The sequence below is a fragment of the Nostoc sp. genome (assembly GCF_036917465.1).
GTDB lineage: Bacteria > Cyanobacteriota > Cyanobacteriia > Cyanobacteriales > Nostocaceae > Nostoc.
Map to the genome: position 1 here is coordinate 57,297 of NZ_JBALDL010000039.1, position 17,170 is coordinate 74,466.

Sequence of the window (17,170 nt, forward strand, 5' to 3'; positions counted from 1 at the left end):
ATGGTCAGGGGTTACTAAAAAAGCAACTGATAAATGACAAATAACTAATTATCTAGATTTTAAATCAGCGATCGCACCTTTGGTCATAGCAGCAATAGCTTGATCTGTGGCTTTTGGCAAATGATAATATTTACCACCTGCTGTTTGCGATAATTCTTTAGCAAAGCCAGTAGACACAAATTTGCTTTCCGTATCTATTACTAATAGTTGCATTCCCAAAGCACGGATTCTCGCAGCGATTTCTAATAATTCTCCTTTGATATCTGGCTTTTCTCCTGGTTCTAGCTGTTCACCCAAAGAACGCGCTAAGGGAATATTACCCCGCCCATCGGTGATTGCTACAAGGACAACTTGCCCAATATCTCCACTCATCTGGGCATTTAAGCCGACGCGCACAGCTTGAGTTAAACCATGCGCTAAGGGCGAACCCCCACCACAGGGCAACCTTTCCAAACGGTTACGCGCTAAGGCAATAGAACGGGTTGGAGGCAATAATACCTCTGCTTGTTCTCCCCGAAAAGGAATTAATGCTATTTGATCGCGGTTTTGATAAGCTTCTGTTAACAGTTGCATCACCGCACCTTTAGCCGATTGCATTCGATTCAAGGCCATTGAGCCAGAAGCATCTACCACAAAGACTACTAACGCCCCGGCTTTACGTACTAGGCGTTTTGAGCGAATATCAGGTTGCTCGACAATAACTTTTCTATCTGGTTGTTTTTCTCTGCGTGATTTTTGATAAGGTGCAGCTGCTCTTAGGGTAGCATCTACTGCAATGCGTCGCGCTTTCCCCTTGGGTAGCATTGGCTTAATGTAGCGTCCCCTGTCATCGGAAAATATGACACTGCGACTACCAGATTTACCTTGTCGCTTCGCCATTTGAGTAAAATACAGCACGTTGTCATCAAGGATTACCCCTTCTGGATCAAAGATAAACTCTTCCGGGATGCTGGGGGGTTCTTGCTCTTGATTTTCTTCTTTTTCTTCTTGTTCTTCTTGTTCCTCTTCAGATTCGTCTTGGGGTTCTTCTTGATTCTGTTGCGGTGGCGGTGGCGGAGGTGGTGGTGATTGTTCGGGTGGCGGTGTCTGCACAACTGTGGCGCGTGGTACAATTACCAGTTCTACAGCACGGCGCAAATCTTCGGCATTAACTGTTGTTCGTCCCTCCAAAGCCGCAGCAGCTTTGGCTACCCGCGTGGCGAATAACTCGGCGCGATGTCCCTGAACTCCTCCGCGAATCGCTTCATCTACTAAATAGGCAATTTGTTCATGGGTGATGATGACTTCTTTCAACCATTCCCGCGCCAAGATGATTTGGGTTTTGAGGGAGTCTAAGTCTTCGTTGTACTGCTTGAGGAAATCTTGAGGAGATTTAGAATAAGCGATCGCAACTTCAACTGCTGCTACTCTTTGATCTAAGCCGAGTACACCGTCAGCAGAGAGTGCGATCGCAATTCTATCTAATAAATGTTCCCGTAATCCGCCTTCTTCTGGATTGTAGGTGGCAATGAATAAGGATTTACAAGGATGCTGAAAACTAATCCCTTCCCGTTCAATCTGGTTGCGTCCGTCAGATAATACTGTTAAAAGCTGATTTGATATTTGGTCATCTAATAAATTAATTTCATCTACGTACAGTACACCCCGATTTGCTGTAGCGAGTAATCCCGGTTGAAAAATCGTATCACCTTGTTTTACCGACTTCTCAACATCTACTGAACCCAGAAGTCTGTCTTCTGTGATACCTAGAGGAATTTGCAAAAAAGGTGCGGGGATAATTTCGACGGGTACATCTTGAATGTCTTTGTCTGCGTACTCCGCCAAAAGTTGATCGTCCCATTCTTCTGGGTGATTGGGGTCGCAATTGCTGATTGAACTTTTGACAACTTCAATGGGTGGTAGTAGGGCGTGGATAGCACGAGCCATCACAGATTTTGCCGTACCGCGACGACCTGCGATCGCTACTCCCCCCAAACCAGGATCAACTGCTGCTAACAGCAAGGCTAATTTAATTGCTTCTTGACCAACTACAGCTGTCAAGGGAAAGGCAGTGATGGTGGGATTGATAGTAGGCGCAGGCATTGTTTGCTTTTATAGCGAGTCTCGGCCTTCAGCATACCAATTTCTGGCACATTTAGAATAAGTATTATGGCAATGAGATCAAAGGTAAGGTTATGAGTATTGCTCAAGCTAAACGCTTCACACTAGCTGAATACCACTAGGCTTGTAGAATTGGGCTTTTTCCATGAAGATGATCGCATTGAATTAATCAACGGGGAAATTATTGAAATGGCATCCAAAGGTAAAGCCCATGAAACTTGTTTAAGAAAACTGTGGAAGGAACTCCCCAAAATACTGAGAGACAAGGCTACTTTGCAATCTCAAGCCACGATTACCTTACCATTCAACAGCGAACCTGAACCAGATTTTGCGATTGTTCAAAACCGAGATGATAATTATCTATCGTCTCACCCTAAACCGGCTGATGTTTTATTAGTAATGGAAGTTTCCGATTCTTCTTTAGCTTATGACCAAGATATTAAAATTACTCTCTATGCTCAAGCAGGTATTGCTGATTGTTGGATATTCAATTTATTCGATAATTATTTGGAATGTTATAGTTAACAATATCAGGATAATCAAGGACGTATGGTTATTTAAATAAGCAAATTTTCTTGTCAAATCATCTGATATAATTTCCTTCTTTTCCTGATTTATCTCTTGATTTAAGTAAAATATTTCCGCCAGAACTGAATTTTTAAACTTTGCTATATAGCAATCCTGAATTATTCGTGAATAATGAGATCCCCGACTTCTCTAATAAGTTGGTGATCTGAGCCTTGCTATTTTCACAAATTAGATAAGATTCAGTCATAAGACAAAGGAGTAAATTTTATGGCTTATAGTGATTTCAAACTTATTGAAATTATTGATTCTTTTGGTTTAGTTATCCACGAGTCATCTGGACTATTTGCAACTGTGCAGGAGCAAGAATATAGTGATTTATTATCTACCATTCTGAAAGAGAATATAGATTTAGCTGTAGCTATAAGTACAGAGAAAGCTCGAAGTGAAATGATAATTAGTCCAATTTTGTTAGAAATTAGACGTAAATTCAATTATGAAATAAGTTTATTTTCTGGAGTTGATTTTACTGTTGATAGCCAACGAGGACTAAATGGGTTTTGTGATTTTATTTTGAGTCTTTCTTCAGAGCAGTTGCTTGTACGTAGTCCGGTGATTGTCTTAGTAGAAAGTAAAAATGAAAATTTGAGGTCTGGTTTGGCGCAATGTATTGCTGAAATGGTGGCTGCTCAGTTGTTTAACGAAAGAGGTGGAAATCAAATCAAAGCTATATATGGTGCTGTTACTATAGGTACACTCTGGCAATTTCTCAAGCTTGAAGAGAATATAGTTTCGATTGATTTGAGTGAATATTATATTAAGGATATTAAGAAAATTTTAGGTATTTTGTATAGTGCGATCGCGCAGAGTAAACTATAAATTAGTCCAACAAATTACCCTAAGATTAGGGATTGGCAGTAGGTGAGCGCCCTGCTCCCAAAAGATGCTTTGATTTTTAAATAATATGGTGGCTTTGAGAAAATACCATAGATAATTTTAAAGGTGATAGATTTCAGGCGATGTCTAACGACAAAGCGCTACGCTTTTACGAATCTTCATAAATAAGTATGTTGACAATCCAGGGTTATCTATGTAACTCTGTATATTAAGACAGAACAAACAACCGCACTCTATAATGCAGTTTTTTGGTGTTGTCTCAGCAGCAGAATTCCTAGTTTCCTGCCGAGCTTCGTGTCATCCCTTCGGCTGAGTATTCAGTCCAATGTCAGGTCAACTGATTGACTAGACTTTCAATGGGAAGACAAGATATCTGGGTGAATATTCAGGGGAAGGGATGACGCAAAGCTTGCTAGGAGACTGGGAGTTCTACTGCTGAGACTTAAACCAAAAAAATTAAAGCGACGGTAAAAAGCTTTATTCTAGGGTAGTACTTTTTGAGTATAAGTTCCTCGTATAAAGCTATGCTGCTACTAGATGTGTAATTTGTTGAAGCTGTCCAGTTCACTAAATAAAACTGGATAAATTACAATGACACACGCTGATCAATCTTCCAAAAAACAAACAAGCCAGCAAAAAAATTCTATCGGTATTTTGGCCGATATTCAGAATGTCTCTTCAATTAAAGGAAAGGGTCATTTATTGCTGAAATTTGCCCAATCTAAGGGGCGTATAGTCTGTAAAAATTTCTACTATAATTCACATGATATAAACCAAGTTTGTACCAAAAATGAGCTAGAAATTCTTGGTATGAAGGGTGTTGATGTTCCTGATTATTCAGCGAATAGTGCAGATTACAGATTGATGGCTGACTGTGTTAAAGCAGTTGCCTTTAATCCTTCTCTGAAAACAATTATCCTACTTTCAGGAGACTGGGACTATGCTGGCTTAATTTGTATTCTAAAATCTTTGGGTAAAGAGGTGATAATTTTTGCTCAAAGAGGTAGTGCTAGTCCAAATTTAATTAAACTGGTTGGTAATGATAACTTCCACTTTTTAGATGAATTACCTCAGCTAGTTGGCAGTAGTAATAAGGCTCAACCTCAAAACACTGATATTGTGTCTCAGGTTACTTACAATGAGGCTATAGAGTATCTAATTGAAGCTATCAATACTCTTTCAAGCCAAGGTAAATCTACGGTATTTGGTCGCATTGATAAATTGATGCGTCAACTTTGTGCCAAATATCAAGGATACTCATCTATTTCTACAGCTAATGGCAAGAAATTTAAGACTTTTAGCCAGTTTGTTGATGCTGCTGTCAGGGATGGTAAAGTCCGAAAGCGAAATCAGGAGTTATTTTTAACTGAGTTAGATATACTAGCAGCCTAAAATAGCTTTGAAAAACCCAGTTTTCTACTCAACTGGGTTTTACCAATACCGCTATCTGCGGTTTTTTAATGTCTGAGAATAATCACATTTATATAGTTTCCCAACAGTCAATTTCTGCAACAAAACACAAGACAAAAATGCACAAACTTCTAATATTCCATAATGAAAAACTTCTCCGCCGTGCGCTTACTCACCGTTCTTACGTCCATGAAAACCCTGGAGAAGGCGAACACAATGAACGCCTAGAATTTCTCGGTGATGCTTTGCTGAATTTCTTAAGTGGCGAGTATCTATATAGTTGTCACCCAGAAATGGGAGAAGATGAATTAACACGGCGGCGTTCGGCGCTGGTAGATGAAAAGCAATTGGCAAAGTTCGCTGAGGAAGTAGGTTTAGACTTTAGAATGCGGTTAGGAAAAGGCGCAATTCGAGACGGAGGCTTCCAAAATCCTAATTTGCTCAGTAGCACCTTTGAAGCAGTCCTTGGTGCTTACTATTTGGATAATGATTCTAATATTGAAGCAGTTCGCGCAATTATAGAACCACTATTTGATTCTGTAGATCCTAAACATATAATTGTGCCTCGTTCTAATGTAGACTCAAAAAATCGCTTTCAAGAATGGGTGCAACGTAACGTTACTCCAAATCCCCCCAAATATTTCACGGAACAAATAGGAGGCCCTTCTCACGCGCCAGAATTCATCGCCAAAGTATTGGTAGATGAGAAAATTTATGGCGAAGGGAAGGGACGCAATAAGAAAGATGCTGAAAAAGCTGCTGCTGAAGATGCACTAGCTAAATTGAAAAAACAAGGGTTGTTGTAAAAATGTTTTTTGATTTCACGCAGAGACGCAGAGAATAATTTTATGTCTTGGCGCGAAATCAACTCTCTATTTCTAAAGGCAAAATCACGGTGAAAGTAGAACCAACTCCCACCTCAGAAACTAAGTTAATTTCACCTTGCAGTAGTTTTACTAACCGCGAGACGATCGCTAACCCCAATCCTGTACTATCAGGGAGATAAGGACGATCGCTAAAACTGACGCGAAAGTACGGTTCAAATATCTGGGCTTGGTTTTCTGATGCAATGCCAATTCCAGTGTCAGAAACTGCGATCGCACATCTCTGATTCTCCAACACCTGACACACTATAATAACAGTCCCCGACTCTGTATAGCGAATCGCATTACTAATAAGATTTGTAATAATTTGTTGACATTGAAAAGGATCGGTAATTATTTCTTTGGGAGCGCGATCGCAATCTAGTACGACTTTTAAATTTTTCCCAGCAGCTAAAGGTTCCAACATTTCACAGATATTATTGATTAATTCACGCACATCGGTAGGCGCTAGTTGGAGTTTTATCTGCCCTGCTTCATATCGTGAAAGTTCTAATACATCGTTAATCAGGTGGAGTAATTGTCTACCGTTGCGTAATACCCGCTCAATATGTTCTAAATTGGCTGAGGTATCTTTTATCCGTGTCTTTCGTCGTTGTTGGCGTAAAAACAGATCCGAGTAGCCAATAATGGAAGTTAAAGGATGTTTCAATTCATGGGCTAGTTGTGAAAGATACTCTTGATTAGCGCTAATTAAGCGCCTAAGTTCATCATTATGGAGTGTTAGTGATGACTGCAACTGCTGTAATTCTCGTAACCGCTCCTCAACATAACTCTTAAAACACCGAGCGATCGCTTCGTCTATGATAGCGTCAATTAAACGTATGGAACGAATTATCTCTTCAGGTGTTCCATTCAATAAATCTGGTTGTAGAGCATCAAATATTACTGTTCGCAGCAGATGATATTCTCTGGCAATTTCTGCTGGATCAAAGCCTTGTTCGGCTCGAATAGCTCCATGCTGAAAACTAGCAGTAACTATCGACTGAATATCATTATCCTGAGATTTTGAAAGCACTGTTACCATTGCTTGTAAAACATCAGGAATGTGATCCTTTACTGCTGTATAAGATAGGTCATCAGCACTTTCAATCCGTCTATCCTTGCGAACTGCTGTAACCCATTTATCGATGATGGTGTGCGTTTTTTCAGCCAGTACTTGACTAAAATCCATTATGTTAAATTCAGCTAGGAGATAGATGTGCAAACTGCTATATCCAAATAGTTTAGCGATTGAAGTGGTTTTTTACCAAGTTTAAGAATTTAATTCACCTACCAAAAGAAATAGATTTTACATGTTCTAATGTTTACTGATTAACTATCCGTATATAAAATTTTCTCAGTATATTCGATTTTGGATTCAAAAATATTAATCAAGCACGTAACATTCTTGATGCTTGGATCGACTATATTGTTTAGCTGTCTGTGCAAGGAGTTCACTCACAAGAAAGCTAAAATACCAAGTTTCAATTATTACTAAATAATTAGAAATACTACTTAATAGGAGTATTAATATTAACAATGTTTGTCATAAGAGAGATGGCTTTTACTGAGCATCAATGTTATATTGTGGATAATTTAGTATCCATTAGAGTAAGTCAGCCTAATTCAGCGTGTCACAGTGCATAACGCTGGAGCGGAGGAACCAAATTGTGGGGCGTATCTCATAGAAAGTGAGGAGTTAAGAGTGGGGAGTTAGAAGCTAGTTGACTAAATACTCATAACTTATAACTCATAACTTTCTTGTGAAGGGCATCTCTCAGCCCTAGCCCGTCAGCTAACTTCGTAGGCATTGGGAGGAGACTGAAGAGACGGCATTTTTATAATGTTGCGATCTCATCGGTGTCCAAGGCTGGTACTGCTCGGATTTTTTGTACCTGCACTTAAATCTGTTGAGGTCGTAAATGATATTTCAACTAAATTTGGCTGCGATCGCTGCGATCACAACACAAGCTGCGTGGAAAAAGACAAAACCTGTCATCCTCAAAGATGTATTCATTTTACCTGTATTGGGCTTCTTGGGAATAATTGTTCTGTGGTGGATTATTGCACTTGTCAATCATGAATTAATGCCCACCCCACCAGAAGCGCTAATCGCTAATCTAGACTACATCTCAAATCCCTTCTACCAAAGAGTCCCTGGCAACTTGGGAATTGGTTGGTTGTTGATCGCAAGTCTGCGTAGGGTATGCATCAAATGTCCCAAGGATGATTACAAGGTCGAACCACCAGAAGTATTTATAGATAAGAAAGGCTTCAACCCCAGCGATCTTGTGGGCTATCTGAATAGTTTTGCTATCAGGGCTAATGCTCCCACTAACTTTTTCATGTCTTAAATCCCAAGTTCAAATATTAACCTTGGCAATTTTAGATTTTAGATTTTTGGTACAAGTCGCAGTTAATCCAAAATTGATTGACTAAATAAATTTCGGGAGCATTTTGATGATGGAATATACCTCATTACCTATTAATACCCAGACCGAAGTTCTACCCCGTCCTGGTTTTTTAGAAATTGAAAATTTAGTCAAGTCTTATCCGACACATGAAAAAGATAACTTTGTCGTTTTAGATGGAGTTAATCTAACGATTGGTGAAGATGAATATATTTCTGTAATTGGTCACTCAGTTTGTGGAAAATCAACGCTACTAAAGATAGTAGCTGGTTTAGAAAAAGCCACATCAGGCTCAGTCCGGCTAGATGGAAAAGAAATTCGTCAGCCAGGAGCCGAAAGGATGATGGTATTTCAGAACTATTCGCTGTTACCTTGGTCAACAGTACGAGAGAATATCCGTTTAGCTGTGGATGAAGTGTTAAAAAATGCGAATCGAGCCGAGAAAATTAGCATTGTAAATGAACACTTGGCAATGGTAGACTTGACGGCGGCGGCTGACAAATATCCTGATGAAATCTCTGGAGGGATGAAACAACGAGTAGGTATTGCCAGAGCTTTAGCAATTCACCCGAAAATGTTGCTGATGGATGAACCATTTTGGGGCATTAGATGCGCTAACTCGTGGTAAATTACAACGGCAGGTATTGGATATTTGGGAAAATAATCGTCAAGCAGTGATGATGATTACCCACGATGTAGACGAAGCAATTTATATGTCCGATCGCATCGTCTTGATGACCAATGGCCCATCTGCTAGTATAGGAGAGATTTTAGAAGTTCCTTTTGAGCATCCCCGCGTTAGCGAAGCTCCTCTGAAAGAGGCTCGCGCTGCCATACGAAACTCAAAAGAATATTTTGAACTCCGCAACCACGCCCTAAATTTCCTTGATCGCTATTTTGCCCAAGACGAGTAAATTAGATTATCATTTTTTTTAGTGGGTAGCCTAATTCAAATTCATGAAAGCTGGATTTGGAACGGAGGAACCAATGTTTGGGGCTAATCTTACGAGAGACACCTTCCAGTCTTAGCCCGTCAGCTAACTCCGTAGGCAATGGAAGGAACCCCCAACACTTTGGCTGTAATACAGTTATTATTGGGGTTTCCTAGACTGATTTAATATTTTAGTCATTAGTCATTGGTCATTGGTCAAAAACAATGGACGAATAACAAATGACAAAGGACAAAATTTAAAGTTTGTCGCCCTGCTTCTCATTACTAATTCATTTCATTGGGAGAAGTAAAGCTGTGCAAATCAAGCCAATGTTAGCACGTCTGCAAAGTGCCACAGGTCGAGATGACTTAATTGAACAAATGGTATTAGTACCAGAACCAAAAAAACCTTTTTCTAAAGAACCTCAAAAACCAAAAGCAGTTAATTTAATTGTTGCTTATGACGCATCTCCCAACAGTCATACGGCACTAGACATTGCTTTCTGGATTGCGCATCAAACCCGTTTAGCTACTAATGCAGAAGTCACTGTTCAAGCTGTTTATGTAGTAGAAGATCGTCAAAGCAGTCAATATCCAAATATCTTGAGCTTTCCAACACAACAGCCTTCATTAGAATGTCAAATCAGTGAAGTATCAAAGTCTGTCACACAGGTATTAACTCAACCCAAATTACAGACAGTGATAACTCCACTACAACAAGCAGATATAATTCTCTGGCAAGCCCGGAGTCTAGCTGAAGAATGGCAAGGTTCTTTTAAATCTCATTTGCGTTTTGGCAGCATTTCCACAGAACTTAACAAAGTTGTTGAATCAGAAGGTGCTGATGTTTTATTTCTCGGTTGCAAATCTGTTAATCATCCGATGATTGAGGCATTAGGTTATAATTTTCCCTGCGCGGTTTTAGGTATTCCCAGTTGTATTGATGAATAATCCCTGTTTAAAATTTCAGTAATTTTTATCCAATTGTAATCATAGATAAGTCACCTACAATTAGGTGGCTTTTTTAATACAAAGACGTTTTTCTATTTTTGAGGATTTTGAGCGTGAAACTGTCCAGAACAGGACTTACGCAAACCTTGTAAAAAATTCCAACCACACCTCCAAGCAGTGCGTACAGCCCATATACGAAAGCTAGTAGTCTGTCTCATTAATTTTGAAGGTTTGTAGTGAGCGATTTATCGCTAAATTTCAAGCACTGAAGTGCTTACTACAAACGTTTTATAACCCCTCAGAACTAATCCAATAGACCACAAGCTTATAAGCTAAAAAAACATCTAACTTGCATAATCGAGTTAAATATAACTCTTGTGGGGTGGGCATCCTGCCCGCCCAACTAATGCAATTTAAATGTGGAACAGCTTACACCTGCCTATTCGTCAGGCAGTCATTGATTACAGGATATTAGATTTCGAGATTGATTGGATGCTATGCACTCAGCGACGATACAACTAACATCGGGCAAAAAATACATCTAATAAGATATGTAAAATTGCTGAATTAAATCTGGAGCAGTGTTGTATTGTAACTTTGGCTATTATTCAGTTTATGTAACGAAACCCAATATTGCATTAGCTTAAATCAAGTGCGATCGCTCTACTTAGTTTGGGCAAAGAGGCGATCGCCCTGATTCTAGATACCTGTAAAATAAAGCAAGAGCGATCGCTTCTCTACGAGACGCTGTTCGCCTTCGCTAAAGCCTTCTCTGCGAGAGGCTCCACGAAAGGCTAACGCCCACAATGTCATAATGATGGTGGCAATCTAATAGCTAATTAGGTGCAATACGTCGCGTAAGACACTATAGCCAGCTAAATCCCAAAGCAAATAGGCTAGAAAACCAATTGCTGCTAAACGACCGTTCCATATTTCGGCTTGAGGTGTCCAGCCAAACAAAAAAGCATTCCGGTCTACGCCGTTATATGCTGGTGCAACAGGTGGTAAATCAGTAGAAGGACGAGTTCCTTGAGTTGCCATTTTTTCCTCCAATATCTAATAGCTTTTTCAGTGTTAAATACTCTAGTAGCCAACTAAATGTAGTACATCACGTAAGACACTATAGCCAGCTAAATCCCAAAGCAAATAGGCAAGAAAACCAATTGCTGCCAAACGACCATTCCAGATTTCGGCTTGAGGTGTCCAGCCAAACAGAAAAGCGTTGCGATCTACACCGTTATATGCTGGTGCAACAGGTGGTAAATCATTAGAAGGGCGAGTTTCTTGAGTTGCCATTTCTTTCTCCAAAATTTCTTAGTTTTTTAGATGTTTAATTTCTAGCAGCCAATCAGATGTAAAACATCGCGCTGGATACTATAACCGACAAAATCCCAAAGCAAATTATTCTTTTGTAAGTATTGGCAAATCTCTGGAATAATGATTTGCCATCTTGTTGTCGTCAACAATTCATTTGTTAACTTTAATGTAGCTATTTATAACTAGATTGCTTTCTGCCTATAGGCACAAACTACAAGCACTTCTTGGGGACGATAATCAACAACATAGTGGTTCCAACAAATCCACCCTCAGAGGGTGATAAAAATATAATTATAAATAAATGTAAAGTTCTAGTAACTAAACTATAATTTCACCAAAATCAATTGTTGTGATTAAGCAGTTCAAATTACAAGACTCGCAGTCAATAATTAACCAAATTTTTAACTCCTCTTACCGTTAGATAATAAAATTTATCTCTTTTGCTGTATATAGTTTTCAGCCTTTGGAGAGATGCTTTAAACAGCTAAATTCTACGATTCTGAACTAAACAGTTAGGTATTGCCATAGGTACAGACAAAAATACTAAGAGTTGCTTCTCAAGAAAATCTTAATTCCCCAAATTTAAACTTAGTAGAAGGAAACACAATGTTCCAAAGTACGGAAATCATGCTGGGACTGTACAAACCACTGTTATGGGTGGCACAGACTTCAGTAGATCCCTCAAATGTCACGCCAGCACAGGCATCGGTTATCACTTCGGGGCCGCGCTTTTTTGTGGCTTTAATCTCTGGTGTGATCTTAGCCTTTGCTTTTCAATTAGTTCTAACTAATCTCTCCCTTGCAGCCGGTATTTCCTACCTGGGGCACTCACCTGACTCGGATTCAGATTCTGGGGAAGCCGGAAGTTTGGGTGGCAGCATTCGCAAAATCGGCACGGCAGTTGGGATTTGGACGTTAGTCACTGTAACGATCGCCTTATTAATTGCCTGTTTCCTGGCAGTAAAATTGAGTCTTGTAATCTTAGATCCAGCATTGGGAGCGATTCTGGGTTTAGTGATTTGGGGTGCTTACTTTTTACTCCTGGTTTGGGTAAGTTCCACTACTGTGGGTTCCTTAATTGGCTCAGTAGTTAATACAGCTACTTCCGGTTTTCAGGCGATTATGGGTACAGCTACCGCCGCACTGGGCGCTAAAGCTGTCAATAACCAAGTTATCGCAACAGCTGAAGCCGCCGCCGCCGCCGTCCGTAGAGAACTAGGAAGCGGCATCGACCCTGGAAGTATTCGAGAGAACATAGAAGATTATTTAGATAAGCTGCGTCCACCAGAGTTGGATGTATCGAAAATTCGGAGTGATTTTGAAAATTTACTCAACGATCCCCAATTAAAAGCGATCGCAGGGACTCCAGATATTCGCAACATCGACCGCCAAAAGTTTATCGAGTTAGTCAGCAGCCGCACCGATCTTTCCAAAAAAGACGTTACCCGCATTGCTGATACTTTATATAAAGTTTGGCAACAGGTAGTAAGTCAGCAATCACCCACCGAAGACCGGATGGGTGAATTGATGGATTATCTGAAATCACTTCCAGCCGGACAAAGCAAGACAGATGAACTCAACGCCAAGCTGGATCGATTAGTTGCAGAATCACGTGGTTCCAAAGAAACTGACCAAAAGGCAGCCTCTGGGCCAATTCAAAGTACAATCCAGCAAGGACTATCGGCATTAACCGCCGTTGTGTTGGGACGGGCAGATTTATCTGATTTGGATGTGGAAAAAATCTTGGGTAGCCTCACTACCGCCAAAGATAAAGTTACTCAACAAGCAGATAAGCTAGGTTTACCAATACCATCACAACCCTATAGCCCAATTCGATCTGATATCGAAAACTATCTTTACAACACTTATGCTTGGCAACTAAGCCCAGAAAAAATTGCTCAAGAATTTCGTGATGTCATTTTCGATCCAGCAGCTGACTCTGGAATAGTCCGCAGAGAACTAGAACGCCTATCACGTAACGATTTCGTTAATATCCTACAAAAACGGGGACTACTTACCCAAACCCAAATTCAGCGCATTGCAGATCGGCTAGAAGTTGTCCGCAAAGATGTATTGGTGACAGTTACAGGTATTGAAGAAAGAGAGATAGTCCAAGACTTGCAACGCGCAGTAGAAAGTTATCTGCTCGTTACCCCGAAAGCAGATTTGACTGCTGAAGGTATTGAGCAGAATTTTAAACCACTGTTGCAAGACTCAGATGCAGATTATGAAACCCTGACATTGCGACTAGCGCACCTTGAACGTCAAGAAATTCGGGAGATATTGCTCCAACGTAATGATGTCCAGCTATATGAAGTAGACAGCATTCTGGACGAATTGGAAAAACAACGCGATCGCGTCTTGGTAGAATCCAAAGGATTAGCTGAACAGGCACAATATCAAGCAGAAACCCTGTGGTTGAATGTAGAATCATATCTGCGTAACACAGGAAAATCAGAACTAAATCCTGATGCCATCCGCGCGGAGTTCAAAAAGCTATTAGAAGATCCCCAAGCTGGAATTAGCTCAATTCGGGCCCGCCTTTCTCGCTTTGACCGTGATACCTTGGTGCAATTGTTGAGTCAACGCCAAGATTTGAGTGAAGATCAAGTTAATCAAACCATCAATGCGGCTGAGGAGTCGTGGCATAACATTCGCCACACACCCCAAGCTGTAGTAGATAAAGCCAAAGAGCAATACGACTCTGTTACCACCACGATCGCAGATTACTTACGCAATACTGGTAAACAAGAGCTCAATCCAGAAGGTATTGGGCGAGATTTGACCAAATTGTTTGAAAATCCCAAAGAGGGAGCCGTTGCACTGCGTCGGCGGTTGTCGCGCGTAGATCGAGATACACTCGTGAAGTTGCTCAGTCAACGTCAAGATTTGAGCGAACAACAAGTCAATGAAATCATTGATTCCACACAAACTTCGATTCGGAACTTTGTGCGTGCGCCTCGTCGTTTAGCTACCCGAACCCAGCAAAGAGCGGAAACCTTCAAAGCTTATCTGGAAGAGTATCTACGCCAAACTGGTAAAGAAGAACTTAATCCCGAAGGTATTAAACGCGACTTGCAACTCCTCTTGCACGACCCGCGAGTTGGGGTAGAAAGTTTTAGCGATCGCCTTTCCCATTTTGACCGTTCTACCATTATCGCCCTGCTGAAAATTCGGGAAGATATGTCCGATGAAGAAGCAGCGCGGATTGCTGATAGCATTGTGTCCGTCAGAGATCAATTTGTAGAACAAGTGCGGAATATCCAACGAGGCATTCAAGATGCGATTGAGGGAGTTTTTGCCCGCATTCGCAACTATTTAAACTCTTTGGATCGCCCGGAACTTAACTACGATAGTATCAAGGGCGATGTCCGCACATTTTTTGAAGATCCTCAAGCCGGATTTGATGCTCTGCGCGATCGCCTATCTTCTTTCGATCGTGATACCTTAGTAGCAATTATGAGTTCTCGTGAGGACATCTCAGAAGAAGATGCCAACCGGATCGTTGACCAAATTGAGCGGGCCCGCAACACAGTATTGCAACGTGCAGAACGCATCCAGCATGAAGCTCAACGCCGCCTAGAACAGGTGAAGCATCAAGCGCAGCGACAAGCAGAAGAAACCCGCAAAGCCGCAGCTACAGCAGCGTGGTGGTTATTTGCCACAGCATCCGTCTCAGCCATTTTCTCAGCATTAGGAGGAGTGCTCGCTGTAGTTACGCAGTAGTTCACCAAGTTGTCTCCGCTAAACTTAAGCCTCCCACGCCGGGAGGCTTTTCTATAGGACGTTAACCTGTCGCGCCTACAAGTTACACCATTTTTATTGTCATTAACTGAACCGTATTGACTTAACATTAAGTTGAATTCTGACTTCTGAATTCTTCTTGGTTAGGCAATTTTTGCTATTAACTTGTGAAATAATGTAGCTAGTAATGTATACTAAATCCCAAGAGTTCAGGGTGCTTTTCAAGTCTTAAAGTACTTGCTAGTACTGCAAAAGCATATTGTATGTCTAAATCTGCAATCACCATTACCGTCAAATTGTTCGCTGCTTATCAAGAAGCCTTTAAGGTTTCGGAACTGGTGCTGGAATTTCCCAATAGTATGCCAGTCAAAGCAGTGTGCGATCGCCTCATCACTGAACACCCAGAACTCTCCCAATGGCGAGATATCACCCGCTTCGGGGTTAATTTAATATTTGTCGAACCAGATACCCTACTACAAGATGGTGATGAAGTCGTACTGATTCCACCAGTTAGCGGCGGCTAGGGAAATAGTTAGAAAAGACGCGAAAAATCTTTGTCTGTACAAAATTTAGGACTCAAAACCACATATTCACATATTTTATATAAAGTTTCTATCCTCTGCCCCCTGCGCCCTCATCTGCTATTCGACTCAGCAGTTACTTTGACTAAGTTATCTAACTCTTGCTGCATCTGATTAACAACTAATTCATAACATTCAATGACATAGTAGCGATCGCTAGCTGCTTCAGTACCGTAACGTTCAAATACAATCGGCGGACAAACCCGCGTGTACATGGGTACAGGTAATGGAATGTTGGGCAAGGGGCCAATTCCTAATCCCCAAGGGAGTCCGAGATAAATCGGAAAAACTTCTGGATCAATCCCAAGCAGCCAAGGCATTCCCCAATCGTGGAGTTGCTGTACAACTTTGTAGAAGTCAGCCAGTATAATCAGCGTATCGTGAGCGCCCCAGGAAATCACAGGCACAATCGGCACATTTTCTCGCAACGCTAACTTGATAAATCCTTGTCGCCCCGCAAAGTAGATTTTATTACGTAAATAATGCGGTCGAAAGAGGTCTTCGGCTCCACCTGGATAAACTAGCACACTAGCCCCAGAGCGCAAGGCAGTATAAGCCATTTTCGGATGAGCCATGATTGCTCCAGCCTTAGTGACTAGTTCGGCTAGTGGTAGACTAACCTGCCAAACCTTGGGATGCATCAAACCATAAATCGGTTGCTCCACACCAAATCGTCTGAACCAATCGTACATCACCATCGTCATATCGGGAGCCGCAAGTCCCCCATTATGCGAACCAACAAATAGGACTTTTTCTTTGGGTGAAATCTTGTCCCAGCCACTAGTTTTAACTTGAAAATAGTGCTGATACAAAAAGCCCAACAGAGGCATCACAGATTCTATGAACTTTGGATCTCGCTCATCCAAAGACCAACCAGGTTTTTTCTTTAAAAGATATTGCTTTTTTGACATCAATGCATTCTAACAGGATTGCGAAAGTTCAAACAATCCTTACACCAAGTTTATTAATAAAGGCGTTCAATTTGAGGAGGTAGCGTCTTTTTGTCACTAGATAGAAAAGCTGTCTCTACTTGAGTAACAAGAAAAAATTGTGTGCGCTCCTCAGTTAACAACAAACTTATTGCCATTACCAATTCAGAAAAGCTTCCAGCAAGCGTACCTATTACATCTGAAGGCATAGCATTACCAATAAGGGAAATCAACGTTCCTACAAATAACCACGGCCATTTCAGCCTGAACCAAATACCGATGCCAATTAGTAGGACAAACAGATTAACTACAATCGTGATAATTGGCGGGCCACTCAAGTTGGCAACATGATAGCGCAGGATTCTAGCAAACTCTATTGGAACTAGTTCCAGCCCTATATAGTGGGTGGCAACATTTATCGCTGTAAGTCCCAATGCAAAGATTGCAGATAAAACCCGCACTAGTGTATTAGCCCAACTAGCTCCGGCGCGGTGAGCGAGTTCAACACCAA

At 41.0% G+C, this 17,170-nt stretch carries 12 protein-coding genes, 3 pseudogenes and 2 riboswitches; of the genes and pseudogenes, 9 read left to right on the forward strand and 6 right to left on the reverse strand.

The window, feature by feature from the left end; genetic code table 11:
• Nucleotides 1–48 precede the first annotated feature (48 nt).
• Nucleotides 49–2,082 (reverse strand): magnesium chelatase ATPase subunit D, encoded by a 2,034-nt coding sequence (bchD, locus tag V7K38_RS07515; RefSeq protein ID WP_334856676.1) that lies wholly within the window; start codon nt 2,080–2,082, stop codon nt 49–51.
• Between the two features lie 92 nt (nt 2,083–2,174).
• Here bchD and V7K38_RS07520 point away from each other — a divergent pair.
• From V7K38_RS07520 to rnc, 4 genes and pseudogenes are all read left to right on the forward strand, one after another.
• Nucleotides 2,175–2,762: pseudogene (locus V7K38_RS07520) on the forward strand (Uma2 family endonuclease).
• Nucleotides 2,763–2,895: 133 nt separating this feature from the next.
• Entirely contained in the window at nt 2,896–3,504 is a 609-nt protein-coding gene (locus tag V7K38_RS07525) for a hypothetical protein (protein WP_334856678.1), read from the forward strand.
• A 609-nt stretch (nt 3,505–4,113) separates the two neighbouring features.
• On the forward strand, nt 4,114–4,914 hold the full coding sequence (locus V7K38_RS07530; protein ID WP_334856680.1) for an NYN domain-containing protein: 801 nt from the start codon (nt 4,114–4,116) through the stop codon (nt 4,912–4,914).
• Nucleotides 4,915–5,051: 137 nt separating this feature from the next.
• Nucleotides 5,052–5,738 (forward strand): ribonuclease III, encoded by a 687-nt coding sequence (gene rnc, locus V7K38_RS07535; RefSeq protein WP_334856681.1) that lies wholly within the window; start codon nt 5,052–5,054, stop codon nt 5,736–5,738.
• Between the two features lie 58 nt (nt 5,739–5,796).
• Here the strand turns inward: rnc and V7K38_RS07540 are convergent, their stop codons facing one another.
• Entirely contained in the window at nt 5,797–6,987 is a 1,191-nt protein-coding gene (locus V7K38_RS07540) for a sensor histidine kinase (protein WP_334856683.1), read from the reverse strand.
• A 416-nt stretch (nt 6,988–7,403) separates the two neighbouring features.
• Nucleotides 7,404–7,620, forward strand: a riboswitch (cyclic di-AMP (ydaO/yuaA leader).
• Nucleotides 7,621–7,717: 97 nt separating this feature from the next.
• Here V7K38_RS07540 and V7K38_RS07545 point away from each other — a divergent pair.
• The 3 genes and pseudogenes from V7K38_RS07545 to V7K38_RS07555 all read left to right on the forward strand — a co-directional run.
• Nucleotides 7,718–8,008: pseudogene (locus V7K38_RS07545) on the forward strand (nitrate ABC transporter permease); the annotation flags it as partial.
• A 250-nt stretch (nt 8,009–8,258) separates the two neighbouring features.
• Nucleotides 8,259–9,120: pseudogene (locus V7K38_RS07550) on the forward strand (ABC transporter ATP-binding protein).
• 17 nt (nt 9,121–9,137) lie between these two features.
• A riboswitch (cyclic di-AMP (ydaO/yuaA leader) is annotated at nt 9,138–9,273 on the forward strand.
• Between the two features lie 194 nt (nt 9,274–9,467).
• On the forward strand, nt 9,468–10,088 hold the full coding sequence (locus V7K38_RS07555) for a universal stress protein (RefSeq protein WP_334856753.1): 621 nt from the start codon (nt 9,468–9,470) through the stop codon (nt 10,086–10,088).
• Nucleotides 10,089–10,916: 828 nt separating this feature from the next.
• Here V7K38_RS07555 and V7K38_RS07560 read toward each other — a convergent pair.
• Nucleotides 10,917–11,129: a high light inducible protein gene (locus V7K38_RS07560; RefSeq protein ID WP_334856685.1), complete on the reverse strand. Its 213-nt coding sequence runs from the start codon at nt 11,127–11,129 to the stop codon at nt 10,917–10,919.
• A gap of 42 nt (nt 11,130–11,171) precedes the next feature.
• Nucleotides 11,172–11,384: a high light inducible protein gene (locus V7K38_RS07565; RefSeq protein ID WP_334856687.1), complete on the reverse strand. Its 213-nt coding sequence runs from the start codon at nt 11,382–11,384 to the stop codon at nt 11,172–11,174.
• A 627-nt stretch (nt 11,385–12,011) separates the two neighbouring features.
• On the opposite strand from V7K38_RS07565, the gene V7K38_RS07570 reads away from it, so the two are divergent.
• Nucleotides 12,012–15,131, forward strand: a complete 3,120-nt coding sequence (locus V7K38_RS07570; protein ID WP_334856688.1) for an MFS transporter — start codon at nt 12,012–12,014, stop codon at nt 15,129–15,131.
• A 281-nt stretch (nt 15,132–15,412) separates the two neighbouring features.
• Nucleotides 15,413–15,673 carry a MoaD/ThiS family protein gene (locus V7K38_RS07575; protein WP_334856689.1) on the forward strand — a complete coding sequence of 87 codons (261 nt, stop codon included), beginning with the start codon at nt 15,413–15,415 and terminating at the stop codon, nt 15,671–15,673.
• 110 nt (nt 15,674–15,783) lie between these two features.
• Here the strand turns inward: V7K38_RS07575 and V7K38_RS07580 are convergent, their stop codons facing one another.
• Entirely contained in the window at nt 15,784–16,641 is an 858-nt protein-coding gene (locus tag V7K38_RS07580; protein ID WP_334856691.1) for a lysophospholipid acyltransferase family protein, read from the reverse strand.
• Nucleotides 16,642–16,694: 53 nt separating this feature from the next.
• Entirely contained in the window at nt 16,695–17,120 is a 426-nt protein-coding gene (locus V7K38_RS07585; RefSeq protein WP_334856692.1) for a hypothetical protein, read from the reverse strand.
• Between the last annotated feature and the right edge of the window lie 50 nt (nt 17,121–17,170).